This is a genomic window from Methylocystis sp. H62 (genome assembly GCF_015709515.1).
Lineage (GTDB): Bacteria > Pseudomonadota > Alphaproteobacteria > Rhizobiales > Beijerinckiaceae > Methylocystis.
The window spans coordinates 57635-77960 of record NZ_JADNQZ010000049.1 but is presented as its reverse complement, the minus strand read 5'-3'; the positions used below and the strand labels follow the sequence as shown (position 1 = coordinate 77960).

The following is a 20326-nucleotide window of genomic DNA, read 5'->3' as shown; positions in this document are numbered from 1 at the left end:
GGTTTTGCTGAATGACATCAATAAACGCCCCCTGCCCGGCGTCGCAGCGAGCCTTGAAAGCACGATCGAGTCTTGAAGATCGCACGCGCGCTTGACATCCGCGAGAGGCAAATGTCATACACTATGACATGACGTCACATGAACTGACATCTCTTCGCGAGGCCCACAAGGATCATACGCGAATGCGTATTCTCGACGCCACGATCGACGAGATGCGCGAGGCAAAGCTGGACGCCCTCACCATCGCCAAAGTGGCCGAGCGGGCAAAGGTGACCGAGCGAACGGTCTACCGTCACTTCCTGACCCGCGAGGATCTCTTGAAGGCGGTCTGGCCGCGCATGCAGGCGCGCGTCGGCAGTTCGGGCTTTCCGCAGACCGCTGACGATCTGATCGCCACGCCGCTGCGGCTTTTCCCTCGATTTGACGAAGACGAGGGACTGATCAGAGCGTCGATCTCATCCGAAACCGGCCGCGAAATGCGCTTAAGCTCGAACCCGCAGCGTCAGACGGCGATGCTCGCCTGCGTCGCCGACGCGCTGCCCGAGATGGATGGCGTGGCCCAGCGCCGGCGCGCCGCGATCGTCCAGCTGATCGACAGCGCCTACGCCTGGTCGGCGCTCAGGGATTTCTGGGGAATGGACGGCGTTGAGGCCGGCCGCGCGGCGTCCGAGGCGATCGCCGTTCTGCTCGGTCGCCGCTCGGCCGCCGATGAACGCGATTTTTCACAGGCAAGTGATTTTCGAGATGGAGAAGAAAAATGACCTGCATCGCCCACGCTTCCATTCCGGCGGACAATCCGGAAGTCGTCGCCAAAGTGCTTGCCGAGATCATGCAGGGCGAAGCGACGCCCTTCCCGCCTGCGGGCACCAACTCCTGGATGGCGTGGTCGGGCGACGGCGAAGTCGAGCTTGAGATCGCGCCGCGCGGCCATGTGCTGGCCTGCGGCCCTGACGAAGGCTATTGGACCCCGCAAAATCAGGGAACGCGTCTTTCCGAAGCGCATCTCGCGATTTGCGTGGCTCGGCCCGCGGAGGAGATTATCGCCATCGCGACACGGGCCGGCTGGCCGGCGCGGGCTTGCGATCGCGGCGGCGGATTGTTCCAGCTGTCGGAAGTGTGGGTCGAAGGCGCATTCATGCTGGAATTCCTGGACCCTGCCCAGACCGCCCGCTACCGCGAGGTCGTGACGCCTGAAAACTGGAAACGCTTCCTGCAGTCGATGCAGAACAGGGAAGCGCCCGCCGGCTGATCCGCGCAGCGTCCATGGATGGCGCTCTCAAAATATCGCGCGAAGACATGATATAAGGAACGCTGTTCCGAGGATTTCATGCGCCTATCCGACACTCCCGTTGCGCCCACGATGACGCTTAAGCCTTCGCTCGCCGGCATGACCCGCGCCGAGATCGGCGACGCCTTGCGCGCCTTCGGGCTTCCCGAGCGCGAGATCCGCATGCGCGTGTCGCAGATCTGGCATTGGGTCTATTTCCGCGGCGCGCGCGACTTTGGCGAGATGCTGAATGTCTCGAAAACGATGCGGGCGCAGCTTGCCGACGCCTTTGCGCTGCGCCTGCCGGAGATCGTCGAGGAGCAGATTTCCGTCGACGGCACGCGCAAATGGCTGCTGCGGCTGCAGCCGGTCGACGCCTTCGACAAGGGCGCCGAAGTCGAATGCGTTTATATTCCCGAACGCGACCGCGGAACGCTTTGCGTCTCATCGCAGGTGGGCTGCACCTTGAATTGCAGCTTCTGCCACACGGGCACGCAGCGGCTCGTGCGCAATCTGACGAGCGCCGAGATTGTCGGGCAATTGCTCGTCGCCCGGCAGCGGCTCGGCGATTTTCCTGATCGCGAACGGCCGACGGACGGGCTGGTGCCGGCCGGCGAAGGCGTGCGCGCCGTCTCCAACATCGTCTTCATGGGCATGGGCGAGCCGCTCTATAATCTCGACAATGTCATGGCGGCGGTCGAAGTCATGGCCGACGGCGACGGGCTGGCGCTGTCCAAGCGCCGCATCACCGTATCGACCTCCGGCGTCGTGCCGCAGTTTGAACGCTTAGGCTCAGAATGCGGGCCGGCGCTGGCGATTTCGCTGCACGCGGTGCGCGACGAGCTGCGCAACGAACTCGTGCCGCTGAACAAGAAATATCCGATCAAAGAGCTGCTGCAGGCCTGCCGCGACTATCCCGGCGCGTCGAACGCAAGGCGGATCACCTTCGAATATGTGATGCTGAAGGGCGTGAACGACTCGCCCGCCGACGCCAGGGAACTGGTGCGGCTCCTGAAAGGCCTGCCGGCAAAGATCAATCTGATCCCCTTCAATCCCTGGCCGGGCGCGCCCTTCGAATGTTCGGATTGGGAAACGATCGAGCGCTTCTCCGACATCGTCTTCAACGCCGGCTATGCCAGCCCGGTGCGCACGCCGCGCGGGCGCGACATTCTCGCCGCCTGCGGACAGCTGAAGAGTGAGACGGAAAAGCTCAGGGCGAGCGCCAGGCTGGCGGCGGGCTAAAGGAAAGCGTCTCAACGAACTTCGGGTCAAGACGCCATGAGCGCCGACTGGGCGCCGAACTAAGATCGTATGCGGCGCGCGCCGACGACGGCCATCCACGCCAGCGCCGCGGAAATCGCGACGTTCCAATTCGCCAACGTCAGGCCGAAAATCCATAGATTCGGCTCGTCGCAGCGCACGACTTTCACCGCTTGAAGCTGCTTCATGAAATCGGCGACCGACGGCGCGGTCGACAGCGGCCCCGAACAGTCGGACGGCCCGGCGAAAATCTTCCACTCGACGCCCGAATGATAGATCGAAAGGATGGCGTTGCCGGCAAAAAGCAGCGCCATCGCCAGGAAGGCTGCGCGGGCCACACTCTTCCTGCCCGTCTGCGCGGCGAAGGCGGCAAGCGGCGCGAGCGCGAACGCCGCGTAGTACGGCACGCGCTCCTTGTAGCAAAGCTCGCACGGCAGATAGCCGAGCGACTCATAAGCCCAGGCGCCGCCGATCGCCGCCACGGCGGCGGCGAGGATGAGGAGCGAGGCGTTGCGCGGCTCGAAGATGCAATGAACGACGCTGCGCCACGCCATTCGATTGACTCTCGCGCTCAAAACATCTTCGCCGCAAGGGCGAATCCGGCGACGACGATCACCGCCAGCGACGCGATGAAAAGTCCGAAGTGGCTTTCGAGCTTCGCGCGGATCGGATCGCCGAAATGATTGATCGCCGCCGCCAGCACGAAAAACCGCGCGCCGCGCGTCACCATCGACAGCACGATGAACAGCGGGAAATTATAGGCGAGAAGCCCCGAGACGATGGTCACGAGCTTAAAGGGGATGGGCGTGAAGCCCTTGACCAGGATGAAGATCGCCCCCCATTGCGCGTAGAAGGCGCGCAGCGCCTCCATCTTCTCGCCGTAGCCATAGAGATTGATCAGCCACTGGCCGATCGTATCGTAGAACAGCGCGCCGAACGCGTAGCCGAGCGCCCCGCCCGCGACCGAGGCGATCGTGCAGATGCCGGCGAAATACCAGGCCTTCTTCGGCTCGGCGAGCGTCATCGGCACGAGGATCACGTCGGGCGGCACTGGGAAGAAGGAGCTCTCCGCAAAAGCGATCGCGCCGAGCGCCAGGGGCGCATGCCGGCTCGCGGCGAGCGACATGGTCCAGTCGTAGAGCTTTTTCATCTGTTCCCGGGGTTGGCGCGGCGCGCTGCCCGCGCATAGCACGTAAGCGTTGAAGAAAGAAGTTTCGCGGGTTGACGGGCGCCGCGGCGCGGCTAATATCCGCGCCGCTTCGCCGGCTTCCCGCCGGCAGGGCCCCTGTGGCGGAATTGGTAGACGCGCTCGACTCAAAATCGAGTTCCGCAAGGAGTGCTGGTTCGACTCCGGCCAGGGGCACCACTTAGTAGATTGAGTGCTGGACGGCGCCGTTGCTGACGAGCAAACCAAAACGCCGAGGCTAAGGTTTTCGAAAGCTGTCCATTCGGCGAGCATGGATTGTGAGGACGTCCTACATTATCCCAATCGTAATTGCCCTGCTGGAATGCTCCACGGGAGCTTACGCCTTCTCGAGTTCACATGAAATTACGGCGCCGCCGCCTCGAGGAAGAATTCGGGATATAGAGCGCCTCTTGGGCGACAAGATACCACCCGATGCTGCGCCGCGCATGTTGAACATCGAACATATTGCGTATGTAGTAAGATTTGAGGGACAGAAATATTGCAACGACCGCGGCGTCTGTCTGACATATGTAATATCCAAGATTGGACCGCGGCCGTTTAACGCGGCAGCGCTGCTCGCAAAAAACAGGTTTGTCATGTATGCAGAGGGCTCCCAGGTGATACGTCTTGCTGGCGTCATGATCTTCGAGGGCGACAACGGATCAGTCGAGGTCAATCTCAATGACCGCTTCGTTTGTGTCGTAGGCGGCCAAGCCAAATAGCATTTTCGAAGGTCCGAACGTTGTAACTGCTCCTCGCTTGCGGCAGCAGCATAGGCGAGCAAACAAAACTGCGCGTGAGGGAAACTCCAATCCTCCAGGCCTCCAAACTGGGCATTCTCTTCGATGAATAGTTTTAGTCGCGGTCGCCATTACCTCGCCTTGGACGGATAAGTCGTCCGTCAATTTAGGGCGCGTACAAAGTTCGATTCAGGTCGCCCAAGCTGCGCCACGATAGTAAGCGATCCGGTCGACTCCTCTATCCTACCGTCCGTAGGCGCCGAGCGGGCGCGGCGCGCCGGGCGCGTCCGGATATCTTGCCGGTTCGAACGCGTCCCCGCGACGTATTTTGGGGCGCCGCAGTCCCTCGCCGACTTTCACGGTCGCGGAGACGGTCGTCCGCCGCGACGCGCCTTGTTCGAGGATGACGTATTCGCTTCGCGGCGAACGCGCGCCGGCTTGCTCCGAGGACGCGCCTGTCGGCGCAGGCTTGGCGGCCGCGTCGCGCCGCAGTCCTTCGACCTGACCGGACAGCGCGCCGATTGCGGAGTTCGTTTCCGTCTTCATCGCGTCGATACGTTTGCCAAGAGTTTCGACAGCGTCGGCGCCGGGAGACGCCGCTTGCATCGAAGATCGCATCGCCTCCATCTCAGCGCGGAGCGCACGAATGTCCTCCTCCGTCTTCTGCGCGGTTCGCAGAGCGGCGGCGCGCTCGGCGTTTTCCTGCGTCGCCATCGTTCGGACGAGATCCGGCAAGGCGGAGACCGTCGGCCAGGCTGCCTCGGCGATGAGCCAGCCGGCGAGTGCGGCGGCGCCATAGAGCAACGCAGTCCAAAGAAGCCGTGAGCCGTGGATGAAAGCGCTTTTGAACGCCGGCAGCAGGCGTTGCGCGGCAGTCGCCTTGGAATGATCAGACACATCTGCGGAGATCGCCGCGTCCGCGGTCCCTACCTTCAGCTCCGGAACATCAGCCGCAGGCGCCGCGGCAGGGCTAAGGTCGAGGGCGGCAAATCCCGTTTGCTCGGTCATGGCAAGCCTTCGAATGGGAGCGCAAGATTTTTGAGCCTCACGCTGATTGCTTGAGAATGGATTAACAACCTGCGCGACTTGCGCCGCAGCCACGCAAATATTTCAAACACCATGATTCAGAAAATAGAATTGATCCGGAAGGAAATCGTTCGTTCCACGGCAATAAAATGCTTCTTCATGAGGCTCCCAGCCCTCTCGCGAATTTTGAATGCCGATCTTCCTCAATCAGTTTCAGGCTCGAAGCAGGCGTCGGAAGATTGAGGCGATTTTCAAAGCGCCGAGGCGCTGCGCCTTTCCCAGACCCGCGCAAGCTCGCTTTCCTAAGCATCGTTTACAGTTTGATAACAGGATGCTGCTCCCTTCGTCTGCCATTGGATATTCGCCACACAAGCGAGGAGTGAGCTGATGGACGAGGCAAGCTCTCCAAACGAGACGTCCCAAGAAGCGAGCGTGCGAGCACGCGAGGACAAAGCTTCGCCAGCTTGCGCGGGGGCAGAAGCCGCGGTCAGAATTTCCGCTTGCGAACACGCGACGTTGGTCTCTGACAGAGAGAGTTCAGACGCAGGAAGAAAGGTCGAGATCAGGATCAATCTGGGGTTCGACGACCAGACGCTGCAAAGTGTTCTGTCCTCTCTCAAAAGCGCGCAAATACAACCACAGACCGCTGAATATATCAGCCTGACCGCGCCTTATCGGGAAGAAGCTTGCGCCACGCGCAGGCAGGCCCACGACGAACAAAGCACACGCGTTTCTCCAGTCGCTCTAATGCTGATCTTCGCCGTCGGATTCGGACTGAAACTGCACTTCCACGACGTTCATTTTCCAGCTTTTCCCGATCAGGCCGCCTCGTCGCTCAAGGCTCTGGTCGACAGGATCACCCTGTCCGAGTCACAGGGAAATCCGGACGCTAGAAACAAGTTTTCCTCCGCGGCCGGACTGGGACAGTTCATCAGCGCCACCTGGATGGGGCTGATCAAGAAGCACCGTCCCGACCTCGTCGGCGCTCTGAGCGACAAAGAGATTCTCGACTTACGCAAGGACCCTGACCTCTCTCGAGAAATGACGGCGCGCTATGTCGAGCAGAACACGTCGATCCTGATGAAGAAGGGTCTGCCGGTCACGCCCGGATCTCTTTATCTGGCGCATTTTGCCGGACCCGGCGGCGCGGCGGCCATCCTGTCCGCGCCGGAAGAGGTCGATGCGGCTACCGTGATCGCCAGCGTCGACGGACAGCCGGGCAAAACCCGCGAAAAAATCGTCAATGGAAATCCGTTCTTGAAAGGCTTTACCGTGAAAGACCTCAAGAACTGGGCTCATCTCAAGATGCAGGGGATCAGTTTGGAGCTGGGCGCACCGGAGGAGAATTTGGCGCGGCGAGATTGATCGCAACGTCAATGCATCCGGGTCGCCGCCGCCGATCCGTAGCTGTGACCGAATCGCTACTTCCTGACTGTTCTTCGGACCCGCTCTTGATTTCAGCGCCGCTCTGCTTAATTCGCCACTGCGGCTCTTTCACGAGGACTTTGCAATGGCGGATGACAAAAATCCCATCGTTGAGAACGAACTGACCGACGAAAACCCCACCGTTAAAAAGAACAAATATCTTTTTGGCGGCGTAGGCGCCGTTCTCGGCGGTCTGACCGGCGTCGCGATCGGCGGCCCGCTCATCGCAGTCGTCGGGGCGGGACTTGGCGGTCTGCTCGGATACAATATGCTGAAGCGGCTGTGACGCGTTAGTCGTCGCGCTGACCGAGAAACAGCATCACCAGCGCCGCGCAGCCGATGAACCGGAACGCGGCTTGCTCGGCGTCTGGCATGGACCGCCACATCTGGAACCATTCCCCGCCGACGGCCATGAAGCCGAACAGGTAGAGGCCAACGGCGAGCGCAAGACCCGCAATCGCGACATTCTTTGCGGCGTTGAATCGCGCCGCCTCCGCCTTGCGCCTCAGCAACAGCCGCCACACGCCGGCGAGAACAAGCGCAGCGGCGGAGAATTCGATCGCGATAATAAATGCATAGAACATCCGGTGCAGCGTCACACTCGTGACCGCGCGCCACTCGAGCGGGCTGCCGGCCGGCACCTGATCCATCGACATCACATGGCTGACGAACTGGTAATTCGTGTCGTAGTCCGTGACATTGTTGATGGCGACGAGCAGAATGAGCGCGCCGAGCGCAGCGGTCAGCAAAATCTTCGAATATCTGATCAGCATGGCGATCCACTCCCGGGCCCCCAGCCTAGCATGACCTGAGCGATTGATCTTGCGACGCGAGGGCTTACAACAGAGTCTGGTCTCCCGTCGGACTGCGTCCATGATCGATCTTCATTACTGGCCGACCCCCAACGGCCACAAAGTCACGATTTTTCTCGAGGAAGCGGGACTCGCTTATCGGATCAAGCCTGTCGACATCACCAAAGGGGACCAATTCAAGCCCGAGTTTCTCGCGATTTCTCCGAACAATCGCATGCCGGCGATCATCGACCGCGAGACGGCGGATGGCGGCGCTCCGGTCGCGCTCTTCGAATCGGGCGCGATTCTCGTCTATCTCGCGGAGAAGACCGGGCGGCTCCTTCCCACAGACCTCCATGCGCGTGCGCGAACGCTGCAGTGGCTGTTCTGGCAGGTCGGCGGGCTTGGCCCGATGGCCGGTCAAAACCACCACTTCGCCAAATACGCCCCCGCAAAAATTCCCTACGCGATCGAGCGCTACCGTATTGAGACAGGCCGGCTCTACGGCGTGATGGACAGTCAGCTCGCCAAGACGCCTTTTCTCGCTGGCGAATATTCGATCGCCGACATCGCCTGCTATCCCTGGATCGTTCCGCATGAGGATCAGGGCCAGGATCTGCACGACTTCCCGCATCTCAAGCGCTGGTTCGAGGCGATCCATTCCCGGCCGGCGGTGATCCGCGCCTATGCGGCCGGCGCGCCCTATGAGCGGTCGCGTCTCGATTTTACGGCGCTGGAGCGCGAAATACTTTTCGGTCAGACCAGCGAGCGCGGCGGCGCGAAATAGGCTATGGCTGCGCGGCGTTTTTCTAAGAAGGGCACGCCGCATCCATGTCGAACGACCGCCAAACCGCCGCGCGAGAGACCGCCAAGGCGCTGATCGAAGTGCAAGCGGTGCTCGTGAATGTCGATAAGCCTTTCATAACCACCGCCGGCTGGGCGTCGCCGGTCTATATCGACATGCGCAAGATCATCGCCTTTCCGCGGCTGCGGCGTCGCCTCGTCGAATTCGCGACGCGGACGATCGAGCGCGACATCGGCTATGAGTCGCTCGACGTCGTGGCGGGCGGCGAGACCGCCGGCATTCCCTTCGCGGCCTGGATCGCCGACAGCCTCATGCTGCCGATGCAATATGTGCGCAAGAAGCCCAAGGGCTTCGGCCGCAACGCCCGCATCGAAGGCGATGTGATGGAGGGCGGCCGCGCCCTGCTGGTCGAGGATTTGGCGACCGACGGCGGCTCGAAGAAGGACTTCGTGCAGGCGCTGCGCGACTCGGGGCAGCGCTGCGACCATGTCTTCGTGTTCTTCTTCTATGATATCTTCGCTGGCGCGCGCGAGGAGCTGGCCGCGCTCGGCATCAGCCTGCATGCGCTCGCGACCTGGCGAGACGTGCTCGCCGTGGCCCGCGAGCACAAATATTTCCCCGATGACGCGCTCAACGAAGTTGAAGCCTTCATCGCCGATCCCGTCGCCTGGTCGGCGGCGCATGGCGGCCTCGCCAAGGCGAAGGGATGATCTTCGCGGTCGCTACGTCTTACTATATTTGGCGTAGAGGCGATCGGCGTTCGACCAGTTGAACGCCTCCATCACAACTTTTACGTAGTCGGCGGCCTTGGCGCCGAAATCCATCTGATAGGCGTGCTCGAACATATCGAGGACCAGCAGGGGATCGCCGCCAGCCATGCTCTGCGTGTGGTCATTCGCCCAAGAGTTGACGAGCCGCTTGCCATGCTTGTCATAGGCAAGAATGACCCAGCCGGAGCCGCCGCCGAGCGCCTTGCCCATGCCCAGGAATTCGGACCGCCAACGCGCGAATCCTCCGAAATCGCGATCGATCGCCTGCGCAAAATCGGCGCCCGGCTTGCTTCCGTCGCCAAGCCCGGCGAAATAAACTTCATGCAGGATCATGGAATTGGTGGCGATAAGCTCTTCGCGCTTTAAGCCGTTGATCTGAAACCCCGGAGCCTTGTCGAAATCGAGCGCCGCAAGTTCCTGGCCGATCGCATTGAGGCGCTTGATCGCGCCGATATAGTTGTTCTCGTAATGTGAGATGAGGAGCTTTTCCGAAAGCCCTTTGATCTTCGCGGGATCAAATGGCAACGGCAGCGGCGTGTTAACCCCGCCCTTGCGCAAAACAGCGGCGTCGTTCTCGGCGCTCGCCGCGGCGGCGTTGAGCGCCGCGCCAGCGGCGGCGGAGGCGGCGAGAAACTGCCGACGGCCAATCCGAATTGTCATGCGTCTCTCCAACTGCGCCGTCGAACTTCCGAAACATAGTCAGTCCTCATGACGCCCCGATCAAGAGCAGCTGATGAATTCGCGATAGAGCCAGCCGAGCCGTTTGCCGCCGGGGCTCGCCACATAGGCCCAAGGCCTGCCGTGATCGTCCTCGCCATAGCGCTGCACGATAATAGACTTCCCGTCTTCGATGGCGCCGATGACATTTTTGCGCTGATCGTGGATGGCGATCGAAGCGCCCATGGCGCCCATCGCCTTGCAACGATCGCCAGCGAGCGCCGTCGCGCCCCATGCGATCGCGGCGGCGAGAGCGGCGAGCGTGAGGCCGGCGAAAGGCGCGAGTTTCTCGGACATCAAAGGCCTCCCGATTGCGTTGGAAAGACCTATAGTCAGGCTTCGGGAGCAGCGAATTGCGCCAACGCACGTGGAGCCGCCATGCGCAGAGTGATGTTTCTTTTTATCGGGGCGCTTTCCGCGCCACATGCGCACGCCGGCGAGCCGCCGCCAGGCTTCACGCGCCTTGCTGACGTTGCGCCGACTATCGTTCAGGAGATGCGCTATGCCGGCGCCGATAATTTTACTGGCGCGCCGGTGCCCGGCTATGACGCGCCGCAATGCTGGCTGCGCACTGAGGCCGCCAAAGCGCTGGCCGCCGCGCAGAAGGATGCGCGCGCCCGCAAAATTTCGCTCGTCGTCTACGATTGCTACCGGCCGCTGCGCGCCGTTTCGGCCTTCGTCGACTGGTCGCGCAACGCCGACCAGCGGACGAAGACCGAACATTATCCACGCCTCGCGAAGAGCGCGCTGTTTCCCGAGGGCTATATCGCCGAACATTCCACCCATTCGACGGGATTGGCCGTCGATATCGGCGTCAAAGGCTGGAATTTCGGCACGCCATTCGATTTTTTCGATACGCGCTCATGGACGAAAGCTAAAACCTCGAAGACGGCGCGGGCGCATCGCGACGCGCTCGTGAGCTTGATGCGCCGCCACGGCTTTGAAAATTTTCCGCGCGAATGGTGGCATTTCACTTACAAGGGCGCGGACGGCGCGCCGAGCTATGATGTCGAGATCAAATGACCCGTTCCGCGTCGGCGAGCTGAACCGAACCTTCATGCGTCCCTCTCTGCTCGATCCCGTCTTCGGTCGCATCGCCGCACTGCCCGGCGTCGGGCCGAAGACCGCCAAACTGTTCGACCGGCTCCTCGCCAAGCCGGGAACGGAAGCGCGACTCGTCGATCTGCTTTTTCATCTTCCGTCGACCGTTATCGACCGCAGCGTGCGGCCCACGATCGCCGCCGCGCCGCTCGAGACGATGGTGGTGTTGAAGGCGCGCGTCACCGAGCATCGTCGCCCTCAGGGCCGATATTCGAAATCGCCCTATCGCGTGCTCGTCGAGGATGACACCGGCGACGTCGAGCTCGTGTTCTTTCTCGCCAATCCCGACTGGATCGAACGCAGCCTGCCGCTTGGCGCGACGCGCTGGATTTCGGGACGCATCGAGCTTTATGACGGTCGCCGCCAAATCGTGCATCCGGACCGCGTGCTCGACGAAGCCGGATTGGCGAAGCTCCCCGCATTTGAGGCCGTCTATGGCCTCACCGAGGGCTTGCAGGCGCGTTACGTTTTACGCGCGACGGAAGAAGCGCTGACGCGCCTCCCGAACCTTCCAGAATGGCAGGACGCCAGCGTTCTCGCCGCCAACAAACTTCCCGCCTTTGCAGACGCGCTGCGCGCGGCGCACCGGCCGGCAAGCGTTGATGCGCTCTCGGCGCAGCATCCTGCCCGTCAGCGTCTCGCGCTCGATGAATTGCTCGCGAGCCAGCTCGCGCTGCGCCTCATCCGCGCCAAGATGCGTCGCCCTCCGGGTCGCGCGCACAAGGGCGACGGCCGCTACGCCCGACCGATCGAATCCGCCCTGCCGTTTCGCCTGACGCGCGCGCAGCAGCGCACGCTTGACGAAATCCGCGCCGATCTTGCGTCGGAACAGCGCATGCTTCGACTCGTTCAGGGCGACGTCGGATCCGGCAAAACTGTCGTCGCGGCGCTCGCCATCGCGAGCGTCGCCGAGACCGGCCGGCAAAGCGCCTTGATGGCCCCGACCGAGATCCTCGCGCGGCAGCACTATGATCGGCTTACGCCAACACTCGCCTCCGCGGGACTGCGCGTCGCGCTGCTGACAGGCCGCGCCAAGCCAAGCGAGCGCACAGCCCTCCACGCCGCCATTGGTGCGGGAGACGTCGACGTCGTCATCGGCACGCATGCTCTCGTGCAAAGCGATCTCGCCTTTCACGATCTCGGCCTCGCCGTCGTCGACGAGCAGCATCGCTTCGGCGTCGAGCAGCGGCTGGCGCTCGGCGCCAAGGGCGACGCCGTCGACGTGCTGGTGATGACCGCGACGCCCATTCCGCGGACGCTGGCGCTGACCGCCTTCGGCGACATGGACTGCTCGGCGCTCGACGAAAAGCCGCCCGGCCGCACGCCGATCTCGACGCGCGCGCTTCCGGCCGAAAGAATTGATGAGGTGATTGCCGGGCTGCGCCGCGCCTTGGCGGAGGGCGCACGGGCCTATTGGGTCTGTCCGCTTGTTGAGGAGAATGAGGAGCTGGACCTCTCCGCTGCGCAAGAGCGGCACGCCGATCTGTCGAAGCTTTTTGGAGCGGCGGTCGGCCTCGTTCACGGCCGAATGAAAGGCGGCGAGAAGGATGCGGTGATGGAAGCCTTTCAGCGCGGCGAGGTCAAAATTCTGGTGGCGACCACGGTCATCGAAGTTGGCGTCGACGTTCCCGAAGCGACGATCATGGTCATCGAACACGCCGAGCGCTTCGGCCTTGCGCAGCTGCATCAGCTGCGCGGACGCGTTGGACGCGGCTCGGGAAAGTCCTCATGCCTGCTTCTGTACAAGGGCCCGTTGAGCGAAGCGTCGAAGGCGCGGCTGATGATCATCCGCCAGACCGAGGACGGATTTCGCATCGCCGAAGAAGATCTCCGACTGCGCGGCGAAGGCGAAATTCTCGGCGTGCGCCAGGCGGGTCTGCCGAGCTTTCGGCTCGCCGATCTTTCCGCCCATGCGCGACTCCTCGCCGTGGCGCGCGACGACGCCGAATTGATTCTGCGTCGCGATCCCGAGCTTGCGAGCGACAGAGGCCAGGCCTTGCGCGCCCTGCTCTACCTCTTCGAACGCGACGACGCCGTGCGCCTTCTGCGCGCCGGCTGATGCGAGATCACAAACGCCGCGCGATCACGATTCGGTTGCTGTTGACGCCCTTCACATTGTTGGCGACGCCCCAGCAATTGCTGGTCTTTGTGAAGCTTTGCTCATTGACGAGCACGCCCAATCGCTCGAACGGAAGATCATCGAGCGCGCGCCAGACCAGCTGTTCGAGCGGGAGCGCCCCGCCCCTGACCTCGCCAACCTCGTAAGCGACGTGACCGCCCGGCTTCACGACACGGGCCAGTTCTTGGAAAACGTCGCGAGTCATCGCGCGCCAGTCTTCCGGCGCGCGAAGCTGCGAGAGGCGGATGCTCTCGACGTCGATTCCCGCAAACCAGTTTCGCAGCCAATTGTCGCCGCGATAGTCGACGACGTCGAGAAAAGGCGGCGACGTGACGACGAGATCGACTGTCGCATCGGCGATATGCTCCAAACAGGCGGCGTTCGCCACGACGAGCTGCGCGTCGCAGGCTGCCGGCGCGTCCTCCGCCAGAAGCGCGCGCGATTTTTTGAAAATCAGCTCGGCGATATCGCGCCGCGGCGGCGTTTGTTCCCGACGCGCATTGATTTTCAATTGCGCCTTCACGGAAACGGCCTGGTTCGGCGGCATCGTGTAGACTGAAAAGAATCCCGGCGAGTGGCCAGTCAATCGATTGAGCGCCACCATGCGGATCCAGCCATCCACGGCGTCGAGGCGGCCATCATTTGCGCGGATCAGCAGATAGCGACGCAGCGCGCATATCTGCCGCAGCGTCTCAGCGTGGTAAAATGCGAGAAGGTCCTCGCGCTCAATTTCGCCGCGCCCCCAGGGCGCGGCCGCGAGCCGCGCCTCGATATCGCAAAGCGCAGGAGGCCGCAGCCGCGGCCGCGTCAGCAGCAGCGACAAAGGATTGGCGTCGGAGCCGATGGGCCTCCGCCCCATCAGCGCCGCCTGCAGGATGGTCGTGCCGCGGCCCATGAACGGATCGCAGACGACGTCTCCCGGCTGCGTCAGCCGATCGATGAAAAAGGCCGGGAGCTGCGGCTTGAAACAGGCGCGATAGCTGATCTCATGCAGCGGATGCGCGCGCCTTTGTCCGGCGGTCCAAAAGGCGTTGATGTAATAAGGAACGCCCTCAGCGACAACGGCGCGGGTCGCCGCGCCGAATTCTGCGGACCAAAGCAGGTCCTGAAAAAATTCCGCTTCCGCGAGCTTTTGAACTGCGCCCATGCCTCAGTCGCGCTGACGATCGGCGAGGCTTGGCAATGACTTGATCCTCGCTCCGGCCGCGCGGCGCGCGAGCGAAAGCTCATATTGCGTCTGCAGCTCCAGCCAATCTTCGGGCTGGACGCCGAACCAGTGTCCAAGTCGCAGCGCCGTATCGGCGGTGACGCCTCGCTGGCCATTGATAATGGCGGTGACCCGATTGACCGGCACGTCGATATCACGCGCCAGATCCGACGCCGTCAGACCGAGGTCCTGCAGATGACGGGCAAGAATTTCGCCAGGATGCGACATCCCATTCTCCATCGACGCCAGTTTGGATTTTGACGGGCGCGCGCGAACGCTCTCGCGTCCCAGATGCGTCTGCCGACGAGCATTTGCTGGCGCTTCCTGCCGAACGCCGATCAAAAATCTTCTGGTGAGCTCTTCATGGTAGCGGCCCATGCTCCGCCCCCGCCGAATATTGTTTTCGTAAACCATATTATCTCGGCCGTAAACTCGGCTGATGTGACTTAAGCGCTTTCGCCCTCGATCCATTTGGCGCGCGTCTCGGCGATGAAGTCGGCGAGGCGCCCGGCGCCGATGGCTGCGCGCAGGCCCGCCATCAGCTCCTGATAATAGGCGACATTGGCCTGCGTCAGCAGCATCATCCCGAGGATTTCCCCCGCTTTGACGAGGTGATGCAGATAGGCGCGCGAATAGTCGCGCGCGGCGGGGCAGGATGACTGCGCGTCGAGCGGCCGCGGATCGTCGGCGTGGCGCGCATTGCGCAACGTCACCCGTCCGTGGCGCGTATAGGCAAGGCCGTGGCGGCCGGCGCGAGTCGGCATCACACAATCAAACATGTCGATTCCCCGCGCGACGGCCTCAACGATGTCATCCGGCGCGCCCACGCCCATCAGATAACGAGGTTTTGATTCGGGCAAATGCGGGGCGGTCGTCTCGAGCATGTCGAGCATCACGACCTGAGGTTCGCCGACGGCCAGACCGCCGACCGCGATCCCATGGAAATCCATGCCGGCGAGCGCCTGGGCGCTTTCGATTCGAAGCCGCTTCGATTCGCCGCCTTGCACAATGCCGAACACCGCCCTGCCCGGGCGTTCGCAAAACGCCTTGCGTGAACGCTCGGCCCAACGCAGCGAAAGACGCATGGCGCGTTCGGCCTCGCCTTCGGAACATGGCAGGCGCACGCATTCGTCAAGCTGCATCTGAATGTCCGACCCGAGGAGATCCTGAATTTCCATCGAACGCTCGGGCGAAAGATGATGGCGTGAACCGTCGATATGCGACTGAAAGGTCACGCCGCTTTCATCGAGCTTGCGCAACTTCGCAAGCGACATCACCTGAAAGCCGCCGGAATCCGTCAAGATTGGATAGGGCCAGCGCATGAATTCATGCAGCCCGCCCAGCCGCGCGATCCTCTCTGCGCCCGGCCGCAGCATGAGATGATAGACATTGCCGAGCAGAATGTCGGCGCCCGCGGCGCGCACGTCTTCGACGAACATCGCTTTCACCGTCGCCGCGGTGCCGACCGGCATGAAGGCCGGCGTACGGATGCTTCCACGCGGCGTCTGAATCTCACCCTGGCGGGCAAGACCGTCGATCGCGAGAACGGAAAAGGAAAAAGCCTGCGTCACTTATTGTCCTTCGCGCCGAGTACGGCGAGCTTCACGATGCGATAGCGGCCGCTGTCGCTTTCATTGAACCACACAGAGAACTCTGACCCGACCTTTATCGTCGCTTCGCGCAGATCAGATCGCCAGCTCTCTCCAAGACCAAAATCGATTCGTCCGTCTCGCCGAAGGACAAACGGACGCAGGCCGTCGGCATCGAGCGCGAATGCGCCGAAAAGATCCCATGTCGAAACGATGCGCGCATCGTCAATCCGTGCGTCAATGGTCATCGGCGCCTCTCGCGGATCGTCACGCCAGAGCGCGAGGATGCGCATGTCGCCAGGCTCGCTCATGTTTCGGAACGCTGCAGCAGGCACGCGTCGCCATAGGAATAAAAGCGATACCCGCTTTTGATGGCATGCGCATAGGCGGCCTTCATGCGCTCGAGGCCGGCGAATGCGGCGACCAGCATGAAGAGCGTCGAGCGCGGGAGATGGAAATTGGTGAGCAGCATGTCCACGGCGCGGAAACGATAGCCGGGCGTAATGAAGATCCGCGTGCGCGCAGCGTAAGGCGCAAGCCGTCCGGAGTCGTTGGCTGCGCTTTCCAGCACGCGCAGCGCGGTGGTGCCGACCGCGACGATGCGCCCGCCTCCCGCTCGCACGTCATTCAGCGCCTGCGCCGTTTCAGCGTCAAGCCGCGCGAATTCCTCATGCATCCTGTGCAGATCCGTGTCCTCCGCCTTCACGGGAAGAAAGGTGCCCGCGCCTACATGCAGCGTCACCCGATGAAGACGAACGCCGCGCGCCTCGAGAGTTGCGAGCAGCTGCGGCGTGAAGTGGAGGCCGGCCGTCGGCGCGGCGACGGCGCCCGCTTCGCGCGCGAAGATCGTCTGATAGTCACTTTCGTCGCGCGCGTCGGCCGAACGCTTGCCGGCGATATAGGGCGGCAGCGGCATGACGCCCGCCTGCTCTATTGCGATATCCAGAGCGGGTCCCTGAAGCTCGAAAACGAGCGTGATCTCGCCGTCTTCGCCCTTCGCTTCGACGCGGGCGTCAATTGCACGCCCGTGGCCCATAAAGCATATGCGATCACCGATCGCGAGCTTCTTTGCCGGGCGCATCAGCGCGCGCCAGCGCGAAGCGTCCAGCCGTTCGATCAGCGTCGCTTCGACATTGGCGCTCAACGCATCTCGAAAGCGCCGACCGGAAAGCCGCGCGTGAATGACGCGCGAGTCGTTGACGACGAGCGCGTCTCCCGGACGAAGGTAATTCGACAGGTCGCGGACGATCCTATCTTCGAAAAGCCCGCCGATCCCCGCGACGAGCATGCGGGCGCTGTCGCGGGGATCGGCGGGCCGAAGAGCGATGCTATCTTGCGGGAGGTTGAAGTCGAAGAGATCAACGCGCATACGGAGCTTGCAAAAACCATAAGCTCCGTCAGGTCAAGCCAGAACGGTCAGCGGCGCCGATTGCCGATCAACCGGCGCCGCTGCGAGCGCTTATTGGTATGAGCCGACGCGTCGGCGACGCTCGTCGAACCGGAACTCCGGAGCGTTCCGCAGATCGTCGCGAGTCGAGTTCACAACCGCTTCGACGTCGCCATCTTCGTTCCGGGAAACGACCATTGATGACGGGTCAATCGCGATATGGCGCTCGCCGATGCCGAGGAAACCGCCGACGCTGACGATGACCGCGCGCAAATTCCTGTTATTGTCGAAGATGACGTCCTCGATCTCGCCGATGTCGTCATTCTGCAGGTTGCGGACATCGCTGCCGATCAGCTGCGACATGCGCATGTCGGTGGGTCCGAGCCTATAGAAAATCACGCGGGCGGAGCCGAGCTGATCCAGTTCGCGCATTTCAGCTGCGGATCGTCCTCTCGTCGTCTGCCGATCCATGCCCGTGCGGTCCATGGTGCGTTCCATGGTGCGGTCCATGCCCGGCTGGTCCTGATCGCGCATTCGTTCGCGCGCGGCGCTGCCTCGCCAGGTCTGCGAAGCGTCGTCGTCGCGGCCCATTTCGCGCCAGCCGCTGCGAGATGTCGTATCCTCCGCATCCTTGGCTGCTTGACCTGGCTTCTCCTGCTGAGTGCTGCGAGTCTGAGTCTGATTCTTGCTCGAGCTCGCGCCCGTGCGATCGCGCGCTGCATTCGCCGTCACGCTGGCGGAAAGCGCGATCGCCGCTACTGTAGCGATCAACAAGTTGAGCGATTTCATCGGATACTCTCCACTGTTCCGCTCGCCCGTCTCGGCGAACGATACTTTGCAACCAGCGTCTGGAGAGATAGTTCCGAATCCTGCGTCCAACTCAGGTCTTTACTGCACATGCGCCCAAGGCCGGGGCGCATGCTTGACCCAAGGCTCGACCCTGTCGCGTCAGTCGATCAACCCAACGTCGCCTTGACGATCTTGTCGGGATCTTTCACCGGTTCGCCGCGCTTGATCTTATCGACATTCTCCATGCCGGAGACCACTTCGCCCCACACCGTATATTTGTTGTCGAGGAAGCGCGCATCATCGAAGCAGATGAAGAACTGCGAATTGGCGCTGTCGGGGCTTTGCGCGCGGGCCATCGAGCAGGTTCCGCGCACATGCGGCGTGCTGCTGAATTCCGCCTTGAGGTCTGGATATTGCGATCCGCCCGTGCCCGTGCCGCGCGGGCACCCCGTCTGAGCCATGAAGCCGTCAATCACGCGGTGAAAGACGATGCCGTCATAGAAGCTCTCCGAGACGAGCTTCTTGATATGCGCGACATGATTGGGCGCGAGGTCTGAACGAAACTTGATGACGACCGGTCCCTTCGTCGTCTCAAGCGTCATGGTGTCGGCGGCTTCGGTCATTCTGGTTCCCTCTCCACTTGTCTAAAAGCCGGTCCTTCATGCGCTGCAGCCGGGCATGGCCCGGCTGCTTGCGAAGAGGGCGGCGACGTTACGCCCAGCAAGCGCGGACATAACGCATTAAGTCTCAGCTCTCGTCGCCCGCGACGCGCATCTTGATGATCTTGTCCGGATTGTCGACCATGCCGTTATTGGACTTCGAACCCTTCTTGATCTTGTCGACGACGTCCATTCCCGACACGACTTCGCCGAATACGGTGTATTTGCCATTGAGCTGCGGCGCGTCTGCATAGACGATGAAGAACTGCGAATTGCCGGAATTGACGTCGCCGCCTTCGCGCGCCATTCCAAGCGTGCCGCGCTTGAACGGCGTATCGGTAAACTCGGCCTTCAGATCCGTATAGCGCGAACCTTGCATTCCGGTGCCGGTTGGATCGCCAGCTTGCGCCATAAAGCCGTCGATGACCCGATGGAAGACAATACCGTCGTAGAAATGCTCCTTGGCCAGCTTCTCAATGCGTTCGACATGCTTGGGCGCGAGATCAGGCCGCAGCTTGATGGTGACGCGGCCATCCTTCGTGTCGAGATAAAGGAGATGATCGTCTGCCGCTCTAGCGGGCGTGGCGCTGAGCGCGGCGACGGCCGCGGCGGCAAGGATGAGACGGCGCGTAAATTTCATGAAGCCTCCCTATGTATTGCCGCGCTTTTTTATGGCGCGTTCAAGTGCGGCGACGGAGGCGGCCGGCGCAAAGGCCGACACGTCGCCGCCAAGCGCCGCGATCTGGCGCACGAAGGTTCCGCTGACATGGCGTAGCCTCGGCGAAGCAGGCAGGAAAATCGTGCGAATGTCGGGCGCGAGCGTCCCGTTCATCCCCGCCATCTGCATCTCATAGTCGAAGTCGGCGCTATCGCGCAAACCGCGGAGAATGGCGCAGGCGCCGTGCTGGCGCGCCGCCTCGACGACAAGTCCGTCAAAGCCCGCGACCTCGAAGCTGCAAGACGCGCCCAAGCCGGCGCAGGCCTCGCGAATGACCGCCGCGCGCTCGTCGAAAGAGAGCCATGGCTCCTTGCCGTGGTGCACGCCGATCGCAACGACGATCCTGTCAAAGAGCGCCCCGCCCTGCGCCATCACGTCGAGATGGCCAAAGGTCCACGGGTCGAACGTGCCGGGGTAGAGGGCCGTACGCGCGGTGGTGGCGGAAGTGGCGATCATCGCACGGGTATAAGAGATTTTCCGCGGTTCCGCGAGACGGTGCGCGCCTTCGCGCCAGAACCTGCCGCCCGCCGGCGACGATTGCCCGGAAGCGGCACCCTGGCGCTGCCTTTCGGACACGCCTACACTCGCGAGTTGCGAGCGGAGCGCTACAATAGATCAGTCGCATCCGGCGTGAATGGCCGGACCTACGAAGGAGACTCCAGCATGGGACTTTTGGATTTTCTGACCGGAAAAGGCAAACCGGGGCCTGCCCCAGACGCGCTCAAGAAAACGGCCGCGGCTACCCCTAAGGCCGACGAATCCGCGGCCGC

25 protein-coding genes and 1 tRNA gene are annotated in these 20326 nt (G+C 62.4%); 11 read left to right on the top strand and 15 right to left on the bottom strand.

Translation table 11 applies throughout. From position 1 onward, the window contains the following. Window positions 1–182 precede the first annotated feature (182 nt). The 3 genes from IYY11_RS07610 (at window position 183) to rlmN (ending at window position 2509) form a co-directional block, all read left to right on the top strand. The gene (locus IYY11_RS07610; protein ID WP_246719749.1) at window positions 183–761 is read left to right on the top strand and encodes a helix-turn-helix domain-containing protein; all 579 of its coding nucleotides are present in this window, start codon (window positions 183–185) and stop codon (window positions 759–761) included. Next, window positions 758–1249, top strand: coding sequence for a hypothetical protein (locus tag IYY11_RS07605; protein WP_196403304.1), 492 nt, complete (start codon window positions 758–760; stop codon window positions 1247–1249). The genes IYY11_RS07610 and IYY11_RS07605 overlap by 4 nt, the downstream gene beginning before the upstream one ends. 111 nt (window positions 1250–1360) lie before the next feature. Further along, window positions 1361–2509, top strand: a complete 1149-nt coding sequence (gene rlmN / locus IYY11_RS07600) for a 23S rRNA (adenine(2503)-C(2))-methyltransferase RlmN (RefSeq protein WP_246719748.1) — start codon at window positions 1361–1363, stop codon at window positions 2507–2509. A 59-nt stretch (window positions 2510–2568) separates the two neighbouring features. Here the strand turns inward: rlmN and IYY11_RS07595 are convergent, their stop codons facing one another. Both IYY11_RS07595 and IYY11_RS07590 read right to left on the bottom strand, forming a co-directional pair. After that, window positions 2569–3081: a disulfide bond formation protein B gene (locus IYY11_RS07595; protein ID WP_196403302.1), complete on the bottom strand. Its 513-nt coding sequence runs from the start codon at window positions 3079–3081 to the stop codon at window positions 2569–2571. A gap of 17 nt (window positions 3082–3098) precedes the next feature. Continuing rightward, the gene (locus tag IYY11_RS07590) at window positions 3099–3677 is read right to left on the bottom strand and encodes a YqaA family protein (RefSeq protein WP_196403301.1); all 579 of its coding nucleotides are present in this window, start codon (window positions 3675–3677) and stop codon (window positions 3099–3101) included. Between the two features lie 131 nt (window positions 3678–3808). Between IYY11_RS07590 and IYY11_RS07585 the strand changes: the two genes are divergently transcribed. After that, window positions 3809–3893: transfer RNA gene (locus tag IYY11_RS07585), tRNA-Leu, on the top strand. Window positions 3894–4123: 230 nt separating this feature from the next. Next, on the top strand, window positions 4124–4435 hold the full coding sequence (locus IYY11_RS07580; protein ID WP_196403300.1) for a hypothetical protein: 312 nt from the start codon (window positions 4124–4126) through the stop codon (window positions 4433–4435). A 261-nt stretch (window positions 4436–4696) separates the two neighbouring features. Here the strand turns inward: IYY11_RS07580 and IYY11_RS07575 are convergent, their stop codons facing one another. Next, window positions 4697–5461 carry a hypothetical protein gene (locus IYY11_RS07575; protein WP_196403299.1) on the bottom strand — a complete coding sequence of 255 codons (765 nt, stop codon included), beginning with the start codon at window positions 5459–5461 and terminating at the stop codon, window positions 4697–4699. A gap of 534 nt (window positions 5462–5995) precedes the next feature. On the opposite strand from IYY11_RS07575, the gene IYY11_RS07570 reads away from it, so the two are divergent. Together IYY11_RS07570 and IYY11_RS07565 are read left to right on the top strand one after the other, a co-directional pair. After that, the gene (locus tag IYY11_RS07570; RefSeq protein ID WP_196403298.1) at window positions 5996–6844 is read left to right on the top strand and encodes a hypothetical protein; all 849 of its coding nucleotides are present in this window, start codon (window positions 5996–5998) and stop codon (window positions 6842–6844) included. 145 nt (window positions 6845–6989) lie between these two features. Continuing rightward, on the top strand, window positions 6990–7190 hold the full coding sequence (locus IYY11_RS07565; RefSeq protein ID WP_196403297.1) for a hypothetical protein: 201 nt from the start codon (window positions 6990–6992) through the stop codon (window positions 7188–7190). 4 nt (window positions 7191–7194) lie between these two features. Here IYY11_RS07565 and IYY11_RS07560 read toward each other — a convergent pair whose 3' ends face one another. After that, window positions 7195–7677: a DUF2165 family protein gene (locus tag IYY11_RS07560; RefSeq protein ID WP_196403296.1), complete on the bottom strand. Its 483-nt coding sequence runs from the start codon at window positions 7675–7677 to the stop codon at window positions 7195–7197. Window positions 7678–7777: 100 nt separating this feature from the next. Here IYY11_RS07560 and IYY11_RS07555 point away from each other — a divergent pair, with 100 nt between their 5' ends. Next, window positions 7778–8482, top strand: coding sequence for a glutathione S-transferase N-terminal domain-containing protein (locus IYY11_RS07555; RefSeq protein WP_196403295.1), 705 nt, complete (start codon window positions 7778–7780; stop codon window positions 8480–8482). Window positions 8483–8526: 44 nt separating this feature from the next. After that, complete coding sequence (locus tag IYY11_RS07550) at window positions 8527–9210, top strand: orotate phosphoribosyltransferase (protein WP_123176393.1); 684 nt, start codon at window positions 8527–8529, stop codon at window positions 9208–9210. A gap of 12 nt (window positions 9211–9222) precedes the next feature. On the opposite strand, the gene IYY11_RS07545 is transcribed toward IYY11_RS07550, so the two are convergent. After that, window positions 9223–9930: a superoxide dismutase gene (locus IYY11_RS07545; protein ID WP_196403294.1), complete on the bottom strand. Its 708-nt coding sequence runs from the start codon at window positions 9928–9930 to the stop codon at window positions 9223–9225. Window positions 9931–9990: 60 nt separating this feature from the next. Next, window positions 9991–10284 carry a peptide-binding protein gene (locus tag IYY11_RS07540; protein ID WP_196403293.1) on the bottom strand — a complete coding sequence of 98 codons (294 nt, stop codon included), beginning with the start codon at window positions 10282–10284 and terminating at the stop codon, window positions 9991–9993. 81 nt (window positions 10285–10365) lie between these two features. On the opposite strand from IYY11_RS07540, the gene IYY11_RS07535 reads away from it, so the two are divergent. Then, entirely contained in the window at window positions 10366–11010 is a 645-nt protein-coding gene (locus tag IYY11_RS07535) for a M15 family metallopeptidase (RefSeq protein ID WP_196403292.1), read from the top strand. A gap of 34 nt (window positions 11011–11044) precedes the next feature. Then, on the top strand, window positions 11045–13147 hold the full coding sequence (gene recG, locus IYY11_RS07530) for an ATP-dependent DNA helicase RecG (RefSeq protein WP_196403370.1): 2103 nt from the start codon (window positions 11045–11047) through the stop codon (window positions 13145–13147). A gap of 7 nt (window positions 13148–13154) precedes the next feature. On the opposite strand, the gene IYY11_RS07525 is transcribed toward recG, so the two are convergent. The 9 genes from IYY11_RS07525 to coaD all read right to left on the bottom strand — a co-directional run bounded on the left by IYY11_RS07525 (window position 13155) and on the right by coaD (window position 20012). Continuing rightward, entirely contained in the window at window positions 13155–14354 is a 1200-nt protein-coding gene (locus tag IYY11_RS07525) for a DNA methyltransferase (RefSeq protein ID WP_196403291.1), read from the bottom strand. Between the two features lie 3 nt (window positions 14355–14357). Beyond that, window positions 14358–14642, bottom strand: coding sequence for a HigA family addiction module antitoxin (locus IYY11_RS07520; protein WP_245434835.1), 285 nt, complete (start codon window positions 14640–14642; stop codon window positions 14358–14360). Between the two features lie 218 nt (window positions 14643–14860). Further along, a complete protein-coding gene (gene tgt / locus IYY11_RS07515) occupies window positions 14861–15985 on the bottom strand; it encodes a tRNA guanosine(34) transglycosylase Tgt (protein ID WP_196403289.1) in 1125 nt (374 codons plus the stop codon). Then, window positions 15982–16314 (bottom strand): hypothetical protein, encoded by a 333-nt coding sequence (locus IYY11_RS07510; RefSeq protein WP_196403288.1) that lies wholly within the window; start codon window positions 16312–16314, stop codon window positions 15982–15984. The genes tgt and IYY11_RS07510 overlap by 4 nt, the downstream gene beginning before the upstream one ends. Then, on the bottom strand, window positions 16311–17372 hold the full coding sequence (gene queA, locus IYY11_RS07505; RefSeq protein WP_196403287.1) for a tRNA preQ1(34) S-adenosylmethionine ribosyltransferase-isomerase QueA: 1062 nt from the start codon (window positions 17370–17372) through the stop codon (window positions 16311–16313). Before queA ends, IYY11_RS07510 begins: the two co-directional genes overlap by 4 nt. Window positions 17373–17462: 90 nt before the next feature. Continuing rightward, window positions 17463–18179, bottom strand: coding sequence for a PRC-barrel domain-containing protein (locus tag IYY11_RS07500; protein WP_196403286.1), 717 nt, complete (start codon window positions 18177–18179; stop codon window positions 17463–17465). Between the two features lie 167 nt (window positions 18180–18346). Further along, window positions 18347–18802, bottom strand: coding sequence for a peptidylprolyl isomerase (locus tag IYY11_RS07495; protein ID WP_196403285.1), 456 nt, complete (start codon window positions 18800–18802; stop codon window positions 18347–18349). Between the two features lie 124 nt (window positions 18803–18926). Next, window positions 18927–19478, bottom strand: coding sequence for a peptidylprolyl isomerase (locus IYY11_RS07490; RefSeq protein WP_196403284.1), 552 nt, complete (start codon window positions 19476–19478; stop codon window positions 18927–18929). A gap of 9 nt (window positions 19479–19487) precedes the next feature. Next, window positions 19488–20012, bottom strand: coding sequence for a pantetheine-phosphate adenylyltransferase (gene coaD, locus IYY11_RS07485; RefSeq protein ID WP_196403369.1), 525 nt, complete (start codon window positions 20010–20012; stop codon window positions 19488–19490). Window positions 20013–20326 lie beyond the last annotated feature (314 nt).

Excerpts from the sequence above, each read along its gene's own strand:
- IYY11_RS07595 (WP_196403302.1), bottom strand. The coding sequence starts at position 3,081 with ATGGCGTGGCGCAGCGTCGTTCATTGCATCTTCGAGCCGCGCAACGCC.
- IYY11_RS07510 (WP_196403288.1), bottom strand. The coding sequence starts at position 16,314 with ATGAGCGAGCCTGGCGACATGCGCATCCTCGCGCTCTGGCGTGACGAT.
- IYY11_RS07545 (WP_196403294.1), bottom strand. The coding sequence starts at position 9,930 with ATGACAATTCGGATTGGCCGTCGGCAGTTTCTCGCCGCCTCCGCCGCC.
- IYY11_RS07535 (WP_196403292.1), top strand. The coding sequence starts at position 10,366 with ATGCGCAGAGTGATGTTTCTTTTTATCGGGGCGCTTTCCGCGCCACAT.
- IYY11_RS07610 (WP_246719749.1), top strand. The coding sequence starts at position 183 with ATGCGTATTCTCGACGCCACGATCGACGAGATGCGCGAGGCAAAGCTG.
- IYY11_RS07540 (WP_196403293.1), bottom strand. The coding sequence starts at position 10,284 with ATGTCCGAGAAACTCGCGCCTTTCGCCGGCCTCACGCTCGCCGCTCTC.
- queA (WP_196403287.1), bottom strand. The coding sequence starts at position 17,372 with ATGCGCGTTGATCTCTTCGACTTCAACCTCCCGCAAGATAGCATCGCT.
- recG (WP_196403370.1), top strand. The coding sequence starts at position 11,045 with ATGCGTCCCTCTCTGCTCGATCCCGTCTTCGGTCGCATCGCCGCACTG.
- IYY11_RS07500 (WP_196403286.1), bottom strand. The coding sequence starts at position 18,179 with ATGAAATCGCTCAACTTGTTGATCGCTACAGTAGCGGCGATCGCGCTT.
- IYY11_RS07495 (WP_196403285.1), bottom strand. The coding sequence starts at position 18,802 with ATGACCGAAGCCGCCGACACCATGACGCTTGAGACGACGAAGGGACCG.
- IYY11_RS07575 (WP_196403299.1), bottom strand. The coding sequence starts at position 5,461 with ATGACCGAGCAAACGGGATTTGCCGCCCTCGACCTTAGCCCTGCCGCG.
- IYY11_RS07560 (WP_196403296.1), bottom strand. The coding sequence starts at position 7,677 with ATGCTGATCAGATATTCGAAGATTTTGCTGACCGCTGCGCTCGGCGCG.
- IYY11_RS07525 (WP_196403291.1), bottom strand. The coding sequence starts at position 14,354 with ATGGGCGCAGTTCAAAAGCTCGCGGAAGCGGAATTTTTTCAGGACCTG.
- IYY11_RS07520 (WP_245434835.1), bottom strand. The coding sequence starts at position 14,642 with ATGTCGCATCCTGGCGAAATTCTTGCCCGTCATCTGCAGGACCTCGGT.
- IYY11_RS07590 (WP_196403301.1), bottom strand. The coding sequence starts at position 3,677 with ATGAAAAAGCTCTACGACTGGACCATGTCGCTCGCCGCGAGCCGGCAT.
- coaD (WP_196403369.1), bottom strand. The coding sequence starts at position 20,012 with ATGATCGCCACTTCCGCCACCACCGCGCGTACGGCCCTCTACCCCGGC.
- rlmN (WP_246719748.1), top strand. The coding sequence starts at position 1,361 with ATGACGCTTAAGCCTTCGCTCGCCGGCATGACCCGCGCCGAGATCGGC.
- IYY11_RS07555 (WP_196403295.1), top strand. The coding sequence starts at position 7,778 with ATGATCGATCTTCATTACTGGCCGACCCCCAACGGCCACAAAGTCACG.
- IYY11_RS07565 (WP_196403297.1), top strand. The coding sequence starts at position 6,990 with ATGGCGGATGACAAAAATCCCATCGTTGAGAACGAACTGACCGACGAA.
- IYY11_RS07490 (WP_196403284.1), bottom strand. The coding sequence starts at position 19,478 with ATGAAATTTACGCGCCGTCTCATCCTTGCCGCCGCGGCCGTCGCCGCG.
- IYY11_RS07605 (WP_196403304.1), top strand. The coding sequence starts at position 758 with ATGACCTGCATCGCCCACGCTTCCATTCCGGCGGACAATCCGGAAGTC.
- IYY11_RS07550 (WP_123176393.1), top strand. The coding sequence starts at position 8,527 with ATGTCGAACGACCGCCAAACCGCCGCGCGAGAGACCGCCAAGGCGCTG.